Consider the following 16,816-nt stretch of genomic DNA (forward strand, 5'->3'; position numbering starts at 1 on the left):
CATTATGTCGGAAATGTCGGGCCCCAGGGAGGCTGACCAGGACTTTTCCGCTGTTCTCGCTGACTCTGGCGCACTTGCCCGCTAGTCTCCGTCGAGAGAACGGGCAAGCGTGTTGCTCGTACCTCCCCAGGTGTGGGGCGAACAGGTTCCTCACCGGTCCCTATCCGACAGTTCGACATCCGAGGTGACGTAGGCGTGGCTCTTCCGCCCCTTACCCCTGAACAGCGCGCAGCCGCGCTCGAAAAGGCCGCCGCGGCTCGCCGGGAGCGGGCCGAGGTCAAGAATCGACTCAAGCACTCCGGTGCCTCTCTCCACGAGGTCATCAAGCAGGGCCAGGAGAACGACGTCGTCGGCAAGATGAAGGTCTCGGCCCTTCTGGAGTCCCTGCCGGGCGTGGGCAAGGTCCGCGCCAAGCAGATCATGGAGCGACTCGGGATCTCCGAGAGCCGTCGCGTACGCGGTCTCGGCTCGAATCAGATCGCCTCTTTGGAGCGCGAGTTCGGCGGTTCCGGCGCCTGAGTCCTGGGCACCCCGGGATTGCTGGAATAATCGCTGCATGAGTGAACGTCCGCGGCTGACCGTGCTCTCCGGCCCCTCAGGGGTCGGCAAGAGCACGGTCGTCGCTCATATGCGCAAGGAACACCCCGAGGTCTGGCTCTCGGTGTCGGCGACGACCCGCAAGCCCCGCCCCGGTGAGAAGCACGGGGTGCACTACTTCTTCGTCTCCGACGAGGAGATGGACAAGCTGATCGCCAACGGCGAACTGCTGGAGTGGGCCGAGTTCGCGGGCAACCGCTACGGAACCCCGCGTGCCGCCGTCCTGGAGCACCTGGAGTCGGGTGTGCCCGTCCTCCTGGAGATCGATCTCCAGGGTGCGCGCCAGGTCCGCGAGTCGATGCCGGAGGCGCTGCTCGTGTTCCTGGCCCCGCCCTCCTGGGAGGAGCTGGTGCGCAGGCTCACCGGTCGTGGCACCGAATCCCCCGAGGTGATCGAGCGGCGCCTCGCGGCCGCGAAGATCGAACTGGCGGCCGAGCCGGAGTTCGATGTCACCCTGGTCAACACCTCCGTCGAGGACGTGGCTCGTGAGCTGCTAGCCTTGGTGGAAGTTGTTTGATCTTTCAGGTCTTTTTCCACCATTCGGAAGGCAGAGCGTGTCCTCTTCCATCACCGCTCCCGAGGGCATCATCAACCCTCCGATCGACGAGCTTCTCGAGGCCACCGACTCGAAGTACAGCCTGGTGATCTACGCGGCCAAGCGTGCCCGCCAGATCAACGCGTACTACTCGCAGCTCGGCGAGGGCCTCCTCGAGTACGTCGGTCCGCTCGTCGACACCCACGTTCACGAGAAGCCGCTGTCGATCGCCCTGCGCGAGATCAACGCGGGACTGCTGACGTCCGAGGCCGTCGAGGGCCCCGCCCAGTAGTCGTTCACCATCCTCATCCCAGGCCCGGCGGCGCGACCGCCGGGCCTGTGGTGTGTCATGGAGTCGTACGTTTCCTAGCGCGGGGAGAGACGGTGGACAAGCCGAGGGTCGTCCTGGGGGTCAGCGGTGGCATCGCCGCGTACAAGGCCTGTGAGCTGCTGCGACGGCTGTCCGAGTCGGGCCACGACGTACGGGTGGTGCCCACCGCGTCCGCCCTGCACTTCGTCGGCGCCGCCACCTGGTCCGCCCTCTCGGGCCACCCGGTCTCGACCGAGGTCTGGTCGGACGTCCACGAGGTCCCGCACGTACGCATCGGACAGCACGCCGACCTGGTGGTGGTGGCCCCCGCGACGGCGGACATGCTGGCCAAGGCGGCCCACGGCCTCGCCGACGACCTGCTCACCAACACCCTGCTCACCGCCCGCTGCCCGGTCGTGTTCGCGCCCGCCATGCACACCGAGATGTGGGAGCACCCGGCCACCCGCGAGAACGTGGCGACCCTGCGGCGCCGCGGAGCCGTGGTCATCGAGCCCGCCGTCGGCCGCCTGACCGGCGTCGACACCGGCAAGGGACGGCTGCCCGACCCGGGGGAGATCTTCGAGGTCTGCCGCCGCGTCCTCGCTCGGGGCGTCACCGAGCCGGATCTCGCCGGACGGCACGTCCTCGTCAGCGCCGGCGGCACCCGCGAACCGCTGGACCCCGTCCGGTTCCTCGGCAACCGCTCCTCCGGCAAGCAGGGGTACGCCCTGGCCCGCACCGCCGCCGCGCGAGGCGCCCGCGTCACCCTGATCGCCGCGAACACCGGCCTGCCGGACCCGGCCGGGGTCGACGTGATCCAGGTCGGGACAGCCGTGCAGCTGCGGGAAGCCGTGCTGAAGGCGGCCCCGGAGGCCGACGCCGTGGTGATGGCGGCCGCGGTGGCGGACTTCCGCCCCCAGTCCTACGCGGCCGGGAAGATCAAGAAGAAGGACGGCCGGGAGCCGGAGCCGATCGTCCTCGTCCGCAATCCGGACATCCTCGCGGAGATCTCCGCCGAACGGGCGCGGCCCGGCCAGGTGGTCGTCGGCTTCGCGGCGGAGACGGATGACGTCCTCGCCAACGGACGGACGAAGCTGGCACGCAAGGGCTGCGATCTGCTGGTGGTGAACGAGGTCGGCGAGAGCCGGACGTTCGGCTCCGAGGAGAACGAGGCCGTGGTGCTCGGGGCCGACGGAAGCGAGACGCCGGTGGCCCACGGACCCAAGGAAGCGCTGGCCGACACGGTCTGGGACCTCGTGACACGCCGACTGGGGTGAATGTCTCATCCACCCCTCCGGATGCCCCGAAGCCCACGAAATCGGGCGTGGCGACCCTGGCGGACCCCCCTGGCGATGGCGCAGAATGCCCGTGCCGCAGGTCACAGGCTTCCCGAGAGGCGAGACAGGGGTCCTGCGGATGAGCGCGACCGATAAACTGTTCTCGGACGACGCCGGGCGCAGCCCCCGGCCCGTCCACCCATGATCAGCCAGCAGCCGCTGCAACCACAGGGAGCGTTGTGTCCCGTCGCCTGTTCACCTCGGAGTCCGTGACCGAGGGTCACCCCGACAAGATCGCTGACCAGATCAGCGACACCATTCTCGACGCGCTTCTGCGAGAGGACCCGACGTCCCGGGTCGCCGTGGAGACGCTCATCACCACCGGCCTGGTGCACGTGGCCGGAGAGGTCACGACCAAGGCCTACGCGCCGATCGCGCAGCTGGTCCGCGACAAGATCCTCGAGATCGGCTACGACTCGTCGAAGAAGGGCTTCGACGGGGCGTCCTGTGGCGTGTCGGTGTCGATCGGTTCCCAGTCCCCGGACATCGCGCAGGGTGTCGACACGGCGTACGAGTCGCGGGTCGGGGGAGCCTCCCAGGGGGACGAGGGCGACGAGCTGGACAGGCAGGGTGCCGGCGACCAGGGCCTGATGTTCGGGTACGCGACGGACGAGACCCCGAACCTGATGCCGCTCCCGATCCACCTCGCGCACAAGCTCTCGCGCCGACTGTCCGAGGTCCGCAAGAACGGGACCATCCCGTACCTGCGCCCCGACGGCAAGACCCAGGTCACCATCGAGTACGACGGCGACAAGGCGGTCCGTCTGGACACCGTCGTCGTCTCCTCGCAGCACGCGTCGGACATCGACCTGGAGTCCCTGCTCGCCCCGGACATCCGCGAGTTCGTGGTGGAGCCGGAGCTGAAGGCCCTCCTCGACGACGGCATCAAGCTGGAGACCGAGGGCTACCGCCTGCTGGTGAACCCGACCGGCCGCTTCGAGATCGGCGGCCCGATGGGCGACGCCGGCCTCACCGGCCGCAAGATCATCATCGACACGTACGGCGGCATGGCCCGCCACGGCGGCGGCGCCTTCTCCGGCAAGGACCCGTCCAAGGTCGACCGCTCCGCCGCGTACGCGATGCGCTGGGTCGCGAAGAACGTCGTCGCCGCCGGTCTCGCCTCCCGCTGCGAGGTGCAGGTCGCGTACGCCATCGGCAAGGCCGAGCCGGTCGGTCTGTTCGTCGAGACCTTCGGCACCGCCAAGGTCGACGCCGAGAAGATCGAGACCGCCATCTCCGAGGTCTTCGACCTCCGCCCGGCGGCCATCATCCGTGACCTCGACCTGCTCCGCCCGATCTACTCCCAGACAGCCGCCTACGGTCACTTCGGCCGTGAGCTGCCCGACTTCACGTGGGAGCGGACGGACCGGGTGGACGCTCTCCGCAAGGCCGCGGGCCTGTAGTCCCCGACTTCTCCGGCCGATCCGGGAGGCCCGGCACCCCAGGGTGCCGGGCCTCCCGGCTGTGCGGACGCCCCGCGGTGGCACGGGAACCGACGGCCCGGACAACCCTGCTCGGGACGCTGGTGATCTCCCGGTGCGCCGGTCGTGGCCACTTCGGTGGCGTACGTCCCGGAGGCGTGCGGTGAATCCGGGAGGAAACCAGCCGCTGCCGCCTTCCCGGCGTTCGCGATCCGCGGCCGGCCTGAACTCGGGCCCGCGGCGGTGTCGGTGCGGTCTGGTAGGAATACTGCTGTGAGCAGCAGGAACGGGCGACCCGAGGGTGACGGGGCTGACGGCGCCGACGCGGACGACACGGGCGGCGCGGACGGCGGGCCGCCCGAGCAGCTTGCGCTGATCCGGGAGACGGTCCGCCGGTCGAAGACGCCGAAAGAGCCGAAGGCCAAGCCGCGGACCTGGCGCGGGGCAGCGGTGGCGAAGGAGCTTCCCGTCGCGCGGGTCCTCGTCGACAAAGGGGTGCTGCACCTCGACCGCTACTTCGACTACGCCGTGCCCGAGGACCTCGACGAGGCCGCTCAGCCGGGCGTGCGGGTACGGGTGCGCTTCGGTGCCGGCGGACGCAATGTCCGGGACGGCCGGCGCGAGGGCGGCGGCCTGATCGACGGCTACCTCGTCGAGCGGATCGCCGAGTCGGACTACTCGGGGCCGCTCGCCGCCCTCGCCCAGGTCGTCTCGCCCGAGCCCGTCCTCGGGCCCGACCTGCTGGGACTCGCCCGTGCGGTCGCCGACCGGTACGCGGGATCGCTGGCCGACGTCCTGCAACTGGCCGTTCCGCCACGGCATGCCCGGGCCGAGGCCCGCGAATCGCCGCCGCCTCCGCCGCCGCCCGCGGCGCCCGACCCCGGGACGTGGCGGCGGTACGGGCGGGGCGCGGACCTCCTCGCCTCGCTCGCCTCCGGCGGTGCCCCGCGCGCCGTGTGGACCGCGCTGCCCGGACCGGAGTGGGCCGAGGAGATCGCCCGGGCCGTTCAGGCGACGCTCGCCTCCGGGCGCGGCGCCCTCGTCGTCGTGCCGGCCGGACGTCCCACCGCCCGCGTGGACGCGGCGCTCCTGGCCCTCCTGGGGGCGGGGCAGCACGCGGTGCTGACCGCCGACGCCGGACCGGAAAAGCGCTACCGCGAGTGGCTGGCCGTTCGACGCGGCGCGGTGCGGGCGGTCGTCGGCACCCGAGCGGCGATGTTCGCGCCGGTGCGGGACCTCGGGCTCGTCGTCGTGTGGGACGACGGTGACGCGGGACACAGCGACGACAACGCCCCCTTCCCGCATGTCCGCGAAGTGCTGGAACTGCGTGCGTCGCGGGACAAGTGCGGCTTCCTGCTGGGCAGTTGGACGTGCACCGTGGAGGCCGCGCAGCTGGTCGAGAGCGGCTGGGCGCTGCCACTGGCCGCCGACCGGGACCAGGTGCGCGCCGCCGCGCCCCTGGTGCGCACCGTCGGGGACGGCGATCTCGCGCGCGACGAGGCGGCCCGCGCCGCGCGACTGCCCACGATCGCCTGGCAGATCGTGCGGGAGGGGCTGCGACAGGGGCCCGTGCTGGTCCAGGTGCCCAGGCGGGGGTATGTGCCGCGGATGGCGTGCGCCCAGTGCCGGGCCCCCGCGCGGTGCCGGCACTGCGCGGGCCCGCTGGAGGCGCAGGACGCGCAGGCTCTGAGGTGCGCGTGGTGCGGGCGCGACGAGACCGCCTGGCACTGCGAGGAGTGCGGCGGGTTCCGGCTGCGGGCCCAGATCGTCGGCGCGCGCCGGACCGCCGAGGAACTGGGACGCGCGTTCCCGGCCGTGCCGGTACGCACGTCCGGCCGGGAGCAGGTGCTGGACACGGTGTCCGGGACCCCCGCCCTGGTGGTGAGCACCCCGGGCGCCGAACCGGTCGCCGAGGGCGGCTACGCGGCGGCCCTGCTGCTCGACGGCTGGGCCATGCTCGGCCGGCCCGACCTGCGGGCAGGGGAGGACGCGCTGCGCCGCTGGATCGGCGCGGCGGCGCTGGTCCGTCCGCAGGGCGAGGGCGGCACGGTCGTGGTGGTGGCCGAACCGACCCTGCGGCCCGTGCAGGCGCTCGTGCGGTGGGATCCCGTCGGCCACGCGGTGCGTGAACTCGCCGAGCGGGCCGAGCTGGGCTTCCCGCCGGTCTCCCGGATGGCGGCCGTGTCCGGCACCCCGGAGGCGCTCGCCGGGTTCCTCGCCGGAGCCCAACTGCCGGGCGACGCCGAGGTGTTGGGACCCGTCCCGGTGCCGGCCGCCGAGGCGGTACGCGGACGTCGGCCCGGCGGCCCACCCACCGGGGAGCCGACGGAGCGCGTACTGGTCCGGGTGCCACCCGGCAGCGGCGCCGCGCTGGCGGCGGCCCTGAAGCACGCCCAGGCGGCACGTATGGCCCGCGGCGGAACAGAGCCCGTACGGATCCGGATCGATCCCCTCGACATCGGCTGACCCCGACCGGCGGAAGGGTGCCTTCCTTTCCGTCCGAAGGGGAGTGGGACGGGCGGCGGTGTCCGGTCGGGGGCAGACGCACGACTGCCTCCCGGGGCCCTGGCCGGGAGGCAGTTCTCGGTCTCTGGTGGGGGAGTGGGTCAGCCGTTGCGCGGACCGGGGAAGGCCGTGGGCCTGACCTCGTCGCGGAAGGGGCTGCCCGCCGTGGGCTGGGTGGGCATGGAGCGGGCTGCGGGGACCGTGGGCACCGCGGGGAGTCCGGCACCGACGGAGACCGTGCGGGTGCTCGCCGTCTCCGTGGCGCGCTCCGCCTCGGCGGCTGCCTGGGCGGCGGCGCGGCGGGCGCCGTAACGACGGTGCACCGCCTGCTTGGTGACCCCGAGAGCCGATCCCACCGCGTCCCACGAGAATCCGAGTGAGCGGTCGAAGTCCACGGCAGCCGTGACCAGGGTCTCGACACTGTCCCGCAGCTCCTGCGCGAGACGGACGGTCGGGGCGGGGGCACGCCCGTAGACGACGAAGCCCGTGGACGGGCCGGAGCGGCGCGGGCGGTAGACGTTGCCCAACTGGGCGGTGAGCGTGCGCAGTGCGTCCACCTGCCGGCGGACCCGCTCGATGTCCCGCACCAGCAAGTGCAGGCTGGCCCGAGCCTGGGCGTCGTGGGTTGCGTGGTCGGCCATGAACAAGCCTCTCGAACCGGCGTTGAAAAAGGATCGGGCCGCTCGTGCAGCCCGCTGTGGTCAACTCTTTCTTGACCAACGCGTGGACGGGTGAGTGGTCACGCTGCGGGGGCGTGAGGGCATATGCACGGGGCGCGCCGCAGGACGTACGCCCCCTGTCATGGGGGTGACGCGCCCCCCGGTCCGGCGCCCGGACACGTCACCCGCCCGGGCCCCCCGGACGGGGGCGGGAGAACCCCCGAGCCCCGGCGCCGCGGGCGGCATAGACTGGTGCGCTGCCCCGCGCTGCGCCCTTCACGGCTCGCGCGTGGGCCTGGAAGAGCTCCCGCCCGAGAGGCCAACCGCCACCCATGAAGCTCGTCTTCGCAGGCACCCCCGAGGTCGCCGTTCCCGCCCTGGACGCCCTGATCGCCTCCGGGCGGCACGAGGTGGCCGCCGTCGTGACCCGGCCTGATGCGCCGGCCGGCCGAGGGCGGCGGCTCGTCGCGAGCCCGGTCGCCGTCCGGGCGGAGGAGGCCGGGATCGAGGTGCTCAAGCCCGCGAAGCCCCGTGACGAGGAGTTCCTGGCCCGGCTGCGGGAGATCGGGCCCGACTGCTGTCCCGTCGTCGCCTACGGCGCGCTGCTGCCCCGCGTCGCCCTCGACGTCCCCGTGCACGGCTGGGTCAACCTGCACTTCTCCCTGCTGCCCGCCTGGCGCGGTGCCGCCCCCGTGCAGCACGCGATCATGGCCGGCGACGAGATCACCGGCGCCTCCACCTTCCTGATCGAGGAGGGCCTCGACTCGGGCCCCGTCTACGGAACGGTCACCGAGGAGATCCGGCCCACCGACACCAGCGGCGACCTGCTGACGCGGCTCGCGTTCGCCGGTTCGGGACTGCTGGCGGCCACGATGGACGGCATCGAGGACGGCACCCTCAAGGCCGTGCCGCAGTCCGCCGACGGTGTCAGCACCGCGCCGAAGATCTCCGTCGAGAACGCCCACGTCGACTGGGCCGCCCCGGCGCTGCGGGTCGACCGCGTGGTGCGTGGATGCACCCCCGCCCCCGGCTCCTGGACCGTCTTCCGGGACGAGCGGCTCAAGCTCATCCAGGTCGCCACCGTGCCCGACCGCACGGACCTCGCCCCGGGCGAGCTGTCCGTCGCCAAGAACAACGTGTACGTGGGCACCGGCTCGTACGCCGTCGAGCTGCTCTGGGTGCAGGCCCAGGGCAAGAAGCCGATGCGCGCGGCCGACTGGGCCCGCGGGGTGCGGATCCCCTCCGGTGAGCGCCTCGGGGTCTGACGTCCGCCCCACGGCCGGTCTGCGCCGCGCGGCGTAGGCTGAACACCGCACCTTTTCCTGGATCCGGAGCACCTTTTTCGTGAGTGAGCAGTCCCGTCGGCCGGACAAGCCCGGCAAGCCCTACCGCCGCCCCCAGAAGGACCCGGTCCGCATGCTCGCCTTCGAGGCGCTGCGGGCCGTGGACGAGCGCGACGCGTACGCGAACCTCGTCCTGCCGCCGCTGCTGCGCAAGGCGCGGGAGAAGGGCGACTTCGACAGCCGGGACGCCGCGCTCGCCACGGAACTGGTCTACGGCACGCTGCGCCGGCAGGGGACGTACGACGCCGTCATCAAGGCCTGTGTCGACCGGCCGCTGCGCGAGGTCGACCCACCGGTCCTCGACGTGCTCAGCCTCGGCGTCCACCAGCTGCTCGGCACGCGCATCCCGACCCACGCCGCCGTCTCCGCGTCGGTGGAGCTGGCCCGGGTGGTGCTCGGCGACGGGCGGGCCAAGTTCGTCAACGCGGTCCTGCGCAAGGTCGCGCGGCAGGACCTCGACGCCTGGGTGGAGCAGGTCGCCCCGCCCTACGACGAGGACCCCGAGGACCACCTCGCCGTCGTGCACTCGCACCCCCGCTGGGTCGTCTCCGCTCTGTGGGACTCCCTCGGCGGCGGCCGGGCCGGCATCGAGGACCTGCTGGAGGCCGACAACGAACGGCCCGAGGTGACGCTCGTCGCCCGGCCCGGACGCTCCACCGCCGACGAGATCCTCGGCGCGCTCGACGAGGACTCGGCGCTGCCGGGCCGCTGGTCGCCGTACGCCGTGCGGCTCACCGAGGGCGGCGAACCGGGCGCGATCGACGCTGTCCGGGAGGGGCGCGCGGGCGTCCAGGACGAGGGCAGCCAGCTCGTCGCCGTCGCCCTCGCGAACGCGCCGCTCGACGGGCCCGACCGGGTCTGGCTGGACGGCTGCGCCGGACCCGGCGGCAAGGCCGCGATGCTGGCGGGCCTCGCGGCCCAGCGCGGCGCCATGCTGCTCGCCTCGGAGAAGCTGCCCCACCGCGCGGGACTGGTCGCCAAGTCGCTGGCCGGGAACCCCGGCCCCTACCAGGTCATCACGGCGGACGGCACGCGTCCGCCGTGGCGTCCCGGCACCTTCGACCGGGTGCTCATGGACGTTCCCTGCACGGGTCTGGGCGCCCTGCGCCGTCGTCCCGAGGCCCGCTGGCGGCGCCGCCCCGAGGACCTCGACGGCTTCGCCCCGCTCCAGCGCGGACTGCTGCGCACGGCCCTCGACTCGGTGCGGGTCGGCGGTGTCGTCGGATACGCGACCTGTTCGCCGCACCTCGCCGAGACCCGTGCGGTCGTCAACGACGTCCTCAAGCACTATGACGGAGGCTCCGCCGAACTCCTCGACGCCCGGCCATTGCTGCCCGGCGTCCCGGCCCTCGGCGACGGCCCCGACGTACAGCTGTGGCCGCATCTGCACGGCACCGACGCCATGTATCTGGCGCTCATCCGCCGGACGGGCTGACCGCGGCCGCGCTCTCCCGTAGCGGCCGTCTCCGTCAGCCCGGGGGAGCGGCCGGTCCCGGTGCCTCACCCGCCCCCGTGGCGGCGTGATCCGGTGGGGGCCGGGTCCCGCCGTCCTCGTGCGCCAGCCGGTTCGGCCACCACACCTTCGGGCCCACGTCCAGGAAGAGCGAGGTCACGAGGACCGAGCGGACGATGAAGGTGTCCAGCAGCACGCCGAAGGCGACCGCGAAGCCGATCTCGGCGAAGCCCACCACCGGGAGGGTGCCGAGCGCCGCGAACGTGCCCGCGAGGACCAGGCCGGCCGAGGTGATCACCGCCCCGGTGGTGGCGAGGCCGGTGACCACGCCGGCCCGGGTGCCCTGACGGGCCGCCTCCTCGCGTACGCGGGTGGTCAGGAAGATGTTGTAGTCGATCCCGAGCGCCACCAGGAACACGAAGACGAACAGCGGGAAGGACACGTCCTCGCCCGCGTAGTCGAAGACGTGCCGGAAGACCAGCGCGCTCACCCCGAGGGCCGCGGCCAGCGAGAGCACCACGGTCCCGATCAGCAGCAGCGGTGCGACCAGGGCCCGCAGCAGCACGCTCAGGACGAGCAGGACCACGATCAGGACGAGAGGGATGACCAGATAGTTGTCGTGCGTCTGGGCGTCCTCCATGTCCAGCAGGGCCGCGGTGCCGCCGCCCACCTTCGCGTCGGCGTCGGGCAGCGCGTGCACGGAGTCCCGTACCCGGTCGACCGTGGCCTTCGCCGCGTCGCTGTCGGACGGATCGCGCAGCGTCGCCTCGAACAGCACGCTGCCGTCGTGCTCCGGCGCCGTGCCCGGTGGCACGCCGATGCTCGCGGGCACCACGCCCGGATCCGCCGCCACGGTCCGGCGGACCTGCTCGGCCGATGTCGCGTCCGAGACCACCACCAGCGGATCACCGGCGCCGGCCGGGAAGTAGTGCTCGGAGATCTGCTGGCCCACGATCGAGTCCGGTTTCCCCGTGAACTGATCGGCTGTGGGGATACCCGCGGCCCGCAGTTCGACGAGCCCGATGGAGAGGGCCGCGAGCACCAGCGCCGTCCCGATCCAGGTCGTCCGGGGACGTCGGGCGATGCGGTGCCCGGTGCGCGACCAGAAGCCGCTGCGGGTCGGGTCGGACGAGCCGACGTGCGGCACGGCGGGCCAGAAGACCCAGCGCCCGAACACGAGGAGCAGAGCGGGGAAGAGGGTGAGCATGGCGAGCAGGGCGACGGCCACGCCGATCGCCGCGACCGGGCCGAGGCCCCGCGTGGAGTTCATCTCGGCGACCAGCAGCACCAGCATGCTCAGCACGACCGTCGCGCCCGAGGCGAGGACCGCCGGGCCCGCCCGGTTCATGGCGCGTGCCATCGCCTCGTGCCGGTCCTCGTGACGGCGCAGTTCCTCCCGGTAGCGGGCGACGAGCAGCAGGGCGTAGTCGGTGCCCGCGCCGAACACGAGCACCGTGAGGATGCCGGCGCTCTGCCCGTTGACGGTCAGCCCGGCATGGGTCGCCAGCAGATAGATCAGCGCCTGGGCCGTGAACAGGGCGACGATCACGCCGAGCAGCGGGACGAAGAGCAGGGTCGGGCTGCGGAAGGTGATCAGCAGCATCACGATGACGACGGTCATCGCGGCGTAGAGCAGCGTGGAGTCGATGCCCTCGAAGGCCTTCGAGGAGTCCGCGGAGGTCCCGCCGGGCCCGGTGATGTGCACGGCGAGCCCGTCACCGCCCTTGCCCACCTGGTCGCGGATCGAGTCGACGGCGGGAGCGATCCGCTGCCAGCCGGCCGCGTCCATGGTGATCGGCACGTAGATCTGCGCGGCGCGCGGATCGGCCGGACGGTCGAAGACCGGACCCCGGGTCTCCGCCCCGCGGATGCCGTGGTCCCGCAGCTTCTTGATCTGCTGCACGTCCTCGGTGATCTGCCGCCGGTCCTGCGCCGTCAGGCCGCTCCCGCGGGCGTACACGACGACCGCGGGGATCTGCTCCGGACGGAACTCGTGGGAGATGTCGAGGACTTGCGTCGACTCCGCCGAGCCGGGCAGCCAGGACTGCGCGTCGTTGTCCTGGGCGTCGCTGAGCTTCATGCCGAGCGGTGCCACGAAGAGCAGCACCAGCAGCCACAGGGCCAGCACGAGCCACTTCGACCGGCGCCCGCACACGACGCCGATGGCCGCCCGCTTCCAGGCGTCGAGCCGCTTCATGCCCACCCCCGGGGTCGGACGCAGCGCCGCTGGGCCGCCCAGCATGGCACGCGCGACGCCCGCAGGACATCGGCGGAGAGACCGAGGGCCGGACCGAGGAGAGCAACCGGCCCGGGACATGGCAGGCTTGGGGCATGGCCGCGCAGATCAACCCCAGCATCCTGTCCGCCGACTTCGCCCGTCTTGCCGAGGAGGCAACAGCGGTGGCGGGGGCGGACTGGCTGCATGTCGACGTGATGGACAACCATTTCGTACCGAACCTCACGCTGGGTGTGCCGGTCGTAGAGTCCTTGGCCCGGGCGACGGACACTCCGCTGGACTGCCATCTGATGATCGAGGACGCCGATCGGTGGGCGCCCCAGTACGTGGAAGCGGGTGCCGGCTCGGTCACCTTCCACGTGGAGGCGACCGCGGCGCCGGTCAGGCTCGCCCGCGAGATCCGGGCCAAGGGGGCCCGTGCCTCGATGGCGCTCAAGCCGGCGACGCCCATCGAGCCGTACGAGGATCTGCTTCCGGAGCTCGACATGCTGCTGATCATGACCGTCGAGCCCGGGTTCGGGGGTCAGGCGTTTCTCGACATCATGCTCCCGAAGATCCGCCGCACCCGCGAGTTGATCAAAAAGCACGGCCTCGAGCTGTGGCTCCAGGTCGACGGCGGTGTCTCGGCGTCGACCATCGAGCGGTGCGCCGACGCGGGGGCCGACGTCTTCGTCGCCGGATCGGCCGTCTACGGGGCCGCGGACCCCGCCCAGGCGGTACGTGCACTGCGCACCCAGGCCGAGGATGCGACGGCCCGCGCCTCGTGGGCGTGCGGCCACTGAACCAAGGGAACGTGAACGCCGCCCTTCCGGGCGGATCAAGTGCGCCGGATCTGCGAGGATGAACGGCGAATCCAGAGTGTGAACAGCAGTGAGGAGATCGCCGTGTCGGGTATGTCGTCGGGCCGGTCAGCCATGCGGATGGGACCCGCTGAGCTGGTGCAGGCGGCGGCCATGGCCCGCCGCTTCTACCTCGAGGGCAAGTCCAAGATCCAGATCGCCGAGGAGTTCGGCGTCAGCCGCTTCAAGGTGGCCCGGGTCCTGGAGACCGCTCTCGAACGGGATCTCGTGAGGATCGAGATCCGCGTCCCCGCCGAGCTGGACGCCGAGCGCTCGGACGCGCTGCGCGCCCGCTACGGCCTGCGGCACGCCGTGGTCGTCGAGTCCCCGGCGGACGCCGAGGAGTCGCCCGACCCGGAGAACCTCGGTGAGGTGGCCGCGGACCTGCTCGGCGAACTGGTCAACGAGGGCGACGTGCTCGGCCTCGCCTGGGGCCGCTCCACGATCCACATGGCGGCGGCCCTGGACCGGCTCCCGCCGTGCACCGTGGTGCAGCTGACGGGTGTCTACGACGCCGGGACCGCCGAGCGCGGCTCCGTCGAGGCCGTACGGCGTGCCGCGCAGGTGTCGGGCGGCGACGCCCACCCCATCTACGCGCCGATGCTGCTGCCCGACGAGGCCACCGCGGCGGCGCTGCGCAACCAGACGGGGATCGCCCGTGCCTTCGAGTACTTCGACAAGGTCACGGTCGCCTGCGTCTCCATCGGCTCCTGGGAGCCCGGCATCTCGACGGTGCACGACATGCTCAGCGACGAGGAACGCGCCCACTACGCGTCCCTCGGTGTCGCCGCCGAGATGTCCGCCCACCTCTTCGACACCGAGGGCCGGCGGGTCGGACGCGACCTGGGAGAGCGCTGCATCACGGTCGAGGCCGACCGGCTGCGCCGTATCCCCGAGGTCGTGGCGATCGCGGGCGGCCAGCGCAAGGCGGCCGCCATCGACGCGGTGCTGCGCTCCGGGCTCGTCACCAGCCTGGTGACGGACACCTCGGCCGCGGACTATCTGATGACGGCGGGCACGACCCCGCGTCCGGCGCTGAACCGGGCGGACCCGGACGGCCCCTGAGGGCACTCCAACGCGCGCCCCGAGGGGACGGCCGTGGCAGCATCGACGCATGCTGCCACGGCCGTCCCCTCGCGCGTTCGCGGGCCGTCTGACGGCCGCCCTGCTGGCCTGCCTGGCGGTGCTGCTGACGGGCTGCTCCTCGACGGACACCGCCACCCCGGTCGACCGGGTGACGACCACCGCGAGCCGCTCCGGGGCCCGTCCGTCCTGGGCGGGCGACCTGGGGACCGTCCGCGCGGCCGAGCTGCCCGCCGAGGCCCGTACGACCCTCGCCCTCATCGACCGGGGCGGGCCGTACCCGTACGCCAAGGACGGTGCCGTCTTCGGCAACTTCGAGCGGGAGCTGCCGCAGCGTCCGCGGGGGTACTACCACGAGTACACGGTGCGGACGCCCGGCGAGGGCGACCGCGGAGCCCGGCGCATCGTCACCGGGCAGAGCGGGGAGATCTACTACACCGATGATCACTACGACTCGTTCAAGGCGGTGCTGAGATGACCCGTGGGCCGCTCGCGGAGGTGTGCCGCTCGGCAGGGTGGCAGGTCAGCGAGCTCGACCTCTCCGGCGTCCTCGACAAGGCCGGCTTCATGGCCCGCTGCGTCCGCGCCCTCGACCTGCCCGAGTGGTTCGGCCGGAACTGGGACGCGCTCGCCGACGTCCTGGGCGACCCCGACTGGGGACCGGCCACCCCGGGCAGGCTCCTCGTGGTGAGCGGCTGGCGCCCGTACGCGCGGGCACGGCCCGGGGAGTGGGAGACCGCCCAGGAGATCCTGGAGGCGGCCTCCGGCCACTACCAGCAGTTCGACGCCACGCTGTCGGTCGTCCTCGTCCTTGGAGGATCCGACCAATTGCCCCCTGACCTGCCTGGATGATCTGTCCGGGCATCGCATACCGGCCGTCATGGGACAATGAAGTACGTGCTCTTCCCCCTGGCTGACCTGTCCGGGGGCCACCTCTGATCGACTGGGATGTGCAGCACGTGCGTTTCCTCAACGACATCCAGCCCCCGTACGACCTGACGTACGACGACGTGTTCATGGTGCCCAGCCGCTCCGCGGTCGGCTCGCGTCAGGGCGTGGACCTCAGCTCCCCGGACGGCACGGGCACCACCATCCCGCTCGTCGTCGCCAACATGACGGCGATCGCCGGCCGGCGGATGGCGGAGACCGTCGCCCGCCGTGGTGGCCTCGTCGTCATCCCGCAGGACATCCCGATCGAGGTCATCACCGAGGTCGTCTCCTGGGTCAAGGGGCGGCCCCTGGTGCTCGACACCCCGATCGTCCTCGCGCCCCACCAGACCGTCGCCGACGCGCTGGCGCTGCTGCCCAAGCGCGCCCACAACGCGGGCGTCGTCGTGGACGACGAGGACCGCCCGGTCGGCGTGGTCACCGACGCCGACCTCACCGGCGTGGACCGCTTCACGCAGCTGTCCGAGGTCATGTCCAAGGACCTGCTGCTCCTCGACGCGGACATCGAGCCCCGCGAGGCGTTCAACCGGCTCGACGGCGCCAACCGCCGCTACGCCCCCGCCGTGCACGCCGACGGCCGCCTCGCCGGCATCCTCACGCGCAAGGGCGCCCTGCGCGCCACGCTGTACACGCCGGCCACCGACGCCGACGGCAAGCTGCGCATCGCCGCCGCGGTGGGCATCAACGGCGACGTGGCAGGCAAGGCCAAGCAGCTCCTCGACGCCGGCGTCGACACGCTCGTCATCGACACCGCGCACGGCCACCAGGAGTCGATGATCAGCGCCGTGCGCACCGTGCGCGCGCTCGACCCGCAGGTGCCGATCGTCGCGGGCAACATCGTCGCCGCCGAGGGCGTCAAGGACCTCATCGACGCGGGCGCCGACATCATCAAGGTCGGCGTCGGCCCCGGCGCCATGTGCACCACCCGCATGATGACCGGCGTCGGCCGGCCGCAGTTCTCCGCCGTCCTGGAGTGCGCGGCCGAGGCCAAGAAGTACGGCAAGCACGTGTGGGCCGACGGCGGTGTCCGCCACCCGCGCGACGTCGCGATGGCGCTGGCCGCCGGTGCGTCCAACGTCATGATCGGCTCCTGGTTCGCCGGGACGTACGAGTCCCCGGGCGACCTCCAGCAGGACGCCAACGGACGCCTGTACAAGGAGTCGTTCGGCATGGCGTCGGCGCGTGCCGTCAAGAACCGCACCAGCGAGGAGTCGGCGTACGACCGGGCCCGCAAGGCGCTGTTCGAGGAGGGCATCTCCACCTCGCGCATGTTCCTCGACCCGTCCCGTCCCGGCGTCGAGGACCTGATCGACTCGATCATCGCGGGCGTCCGGTCCTCCTGCACGTACGCGGGCGCCAACTCCCTGGAGGAGTTCGCCGAGAACGCGATCGTCGGCATCCAGAGCGCCGCGGGCTACGCCGAGGGCAAGCCGCTGCACGCCAGCTGGAGCTGACCTCCGCACCGACGGCCGGAGCCGCCACACGCCGCGGCCCGGTCCGCCGCCTCCAGGGCCCCTGTTCCCCCGCGTGGGAGCAGGGGCCGTCCGCGT

Annotated in this window: 15 protein-coding genes; 13 read left to right on the forward strand and 2 right to left on the reverse strand. The window is 72.4% G+C overall.

Features of this window, described 5'->3' with window-relative positions; genetic code table 11:
• The first annotated feature begins 195 nt into the window (after positions 1-195).
• The 6 genes from ACIRQH_RS20675 to ACIRQH_RS20700 all read left to right on the forward strand — a co-directional run bounded on the left by ACIRQH_RS20675 (position 196) and on the right by ACIRQH_RS20700 (position 6,666).
• Entirely contained in the window at positions 196-519 is a 324-nt protein-coding gene (locus ACIRQH_RS20675; protein ID WP_081223334.1) for an integration host factor, read from the forward strand.
• Between the two features lie 37 nt (positions 520-556).
• Positions 557-1,114: a guanylate kinase gene (gene gmk, locus ACIRQH_RS20680; RefSeq protein ID WP_164369986.1), complete on the forward strand. Its 558-nt coding sequence runs from the start codon at positions 557-559 to the stop codon at positions 1,112-1,114.
• A gap of 37 nt (positions 1,115-1,151) precedes the next feature.
• Positions 1,152-1,424, forward strand: coding sequence for a DNA-directed RNA polymerase subunit omega (rpoZ, locus tag ACIRQH_RS20685; protein WP_003982715.1), 273 nt, complete (start codon positions 1,152-1,154; stop codon positions 1,422-1,424).
• 92 nt (positions 1,425-1,516) lie between these two features.
• Positions 1,517-2,719, forward strand: coding sequence for a bifunctional phosphopantothenoylcysteine decarboxylase/phosphopantothenate--cysteine ligase CoaBC (gene coaBC, locus ACIRQH_RS20690; RefSeq protein WP_388876395.1), 1,203 nt, complete (start codon positions 1,517-1,519; stop codon positions 2,717-2,719).
• Positions 2,720-2,958: 239 nt separating this feature from the next.
• Entirely contained in the window at positions 2,959-4,182 is a 1,224-nt protein-coding gene (gene metK, locus ACIRQH_RS20695) for a methionine adenosyltransferase (RefSeq protein ID WP_366701003.1), read from the forward strand.
• Positions 4,183-4,473: 291 nt separating this feature from the next.
• On the forward strand, positions 4,474-6,666 hold the full coding sequence (locus ACIRQH_RS20700; RefSeq protein ID WP_404226770.1) for a primosomal protein N': 2,193 nt from the start codon (positions 4,474-4,476) through the stop codon (positions 6,664-6,666).
• A gap of 140 nt (positions 6,667-6,806) precedes the next feature.
• On the opposite strand, the gene ACIRQH_RS20705 is transcribed toward ACIRQH_RS20700, so the two are convergent.
• Positions 6,807-7,346 (reverse strand): hypothetical protein, encoded by a 540-nt coding sequence (locus tag ACIRQH_RS20705; RefSeq protein WP_081224030.1) that lies wholly within the window; start codon positions 7,344-7,346, stop codon positions 6,807-6,809.
• A gap of 350 nt (positions 7,347-7,696) precedes the next feature.
• On the opposite strand from ACIRQH_RS20705, the gene fmt reads away from it, so the two are divergent.
• On the forward strand, positions 7,697-8,629 hold the full coding sequence (gene fmt / locus ACIRQH_RS20710; RefSeq protein ID WP_404226771.1) for a methionyl-tRNA formyltransferase: 933 nt from the start codon (positions 7,697-7,699) through the stop codon (positions 8,627-8,629).
• A gap of 79 nt (positions 8,630-8,708) precedes the next feature.
• Positions 8,709-10,142 carry a transcription antitermination factor NusB gene (locus ACIRQH_RS20715; RefSeq protein WP_358819978.1) on the forward strand — a complete coding sequence of 478 codons (1,434 nt, stop codon included), beginning with the start codon at positions 8,709-8,711 and terminating at the stop codon, positions 10,140-10,142.
• A 34-nt stretch (positions 10,143-10,176) separates the two neighbouring features.
• Here ACIRQH_RS20715 and ACIRQH_RS20720 read toward each other — a convergent pair whose 3' ends face one another.
• Positions 10,177-12,357, reverse strand: coding sequence for an MMPL family transporter (locus ACIRQH_RS20720; protein ID WP_404226772.1), 2,181 nt, complete (start codon positions 12,355-12,357; stop codon positions 10,177-10,179).
• Positions 12,358-12,491: 134 nt separating this feature from the next.
• Between ACIRQH_RS20720 and rpe the strand changes: the two genes are divergently transcribed.
• The 5 genes from rpe (at position 12,492) to ACIRQH_RS20745 (ending at position 16,720) form a co-directional block, all read left to right on the forward strand.
• On the forward strand, positions 12,492-13,178 hold the full coding sequence (gene rpe, locus ACIRQH_RS20725) for a ribulose-phosphate 3-epimerase (protein ID WP_358819980.1): 687 nt from the start codon (positions 12,492-12,494) through the stop codon (positions 13,176-13,178).
• Positions 13,179-13,256: 78 nt separating this feature from the next.
• Complete coding sequence (locus ACIRQH_RS20730) at positions 13,257-14,300, forward strand: sugar-binding domain-containing protein (protein ID WP_358819981.1); 1,044 nt, start codon at positions 13,257-13,259, stop codon at positions 14,298-14,300.
• Between the two features lie 49 nt (positions 14,301-14,349).
• Entirely contained in the window at positions 14,350-14,796 is a 447-nt protein-coding gene (locus tag ACIRQH_RS20735) for a ribonuclease domain-containing protein (RefSeq protein ID WP_404226773.1), read from the forward strand.
• Positions 14,793-15,170: a barstar family protein gene (locus ACIRQH_RS20740; RefSeq protein ID WP_358819983.1), complete on the forward strand. Its 378-nt coding sequence runs from the start codon at positions 14,793-14,795 to the stop codon at positions 15,168-15,170. The genes ACIRQH_RS20735 and ACIRQH_RS20740 overlap by 4 nt, the downstream gene beginning before the upstream one ends.
• Positions 15,171-15,277: 107 nt before the next feature.
• Positions 15,278-16,720: a GuaB1 family IMP dehydrogenase-related protein gene (locus ACIRQH_RS20745; protein WP_388876416.1), complete on the forward strand. Its 1,443-nt coding sequence runs from the start codon at positions 15,278-15,280 to the stop codon at positions 16,718-16,720.
• Positions 16,721-16,816: the final 96 nt, after the last annotated feature.

It is taken from the genome of Streptomyces sp. NPDC102279, assembly GCF_044766365.1.
Lineage (GTDB): Bacteria > Actinomycetota > Actinomycetes > Streptomycetales > Streptomycetaceae > Streptomyces.

Bases quoted from the DNA above. Each gene is read 5' to 3' on its own strand.
- gmk (WP_164369986.1), top strand. From the start codon at position 557: ATGAGTGAACGTCCGCGGCTGACCGTGCTCTCCGGCCCCTCAGGGGTC.
- ACIRQH_RS20705 (WP_081224030.1), bottom strand. From the start codon at position 7,346: ATGGCCGACCACGCAACCCACGACGCCCAGGCTCGGGCCAGCCTGCAC.
- fmt (WP_404226771.1), top strand. From the start codon at position 7,697: ATGAAGCTCGTCTTCGCAGGCACCCCCGAGGTCGCCGTTCCCGCCCTG.
- ACIRQH_RS20720 (WP_404226772.1), bottom strand. From the start codon at position 12,357: ATGAAGCGGCTCGACGCCTGGAAGCGGGCGGCCATCGGCGTCGTGTGC.
- rpe (WP_358819980.1), top strand. From the start codon at position 12,492: ATGGCCGCGCAGATCAACCCCAGCATCCTGTCCGCCGACTTCGCCCGT.
- ACIRQH_RS20735 (WP_404226773.1), top strand. From the start codon at position 14,350: ATGCTGCCACGGCCGTCCCCTCGCGCGTTCGCGGGCCGTCTGACGGCC.
- ACIRQH_RS20740 (WP_358819983.1), top strand. From the start codon at position 14,793: ATGACCCGTGGGCCGCTCGCGGAGGTGTGCCGCTCGGCAGGGTGGCAG.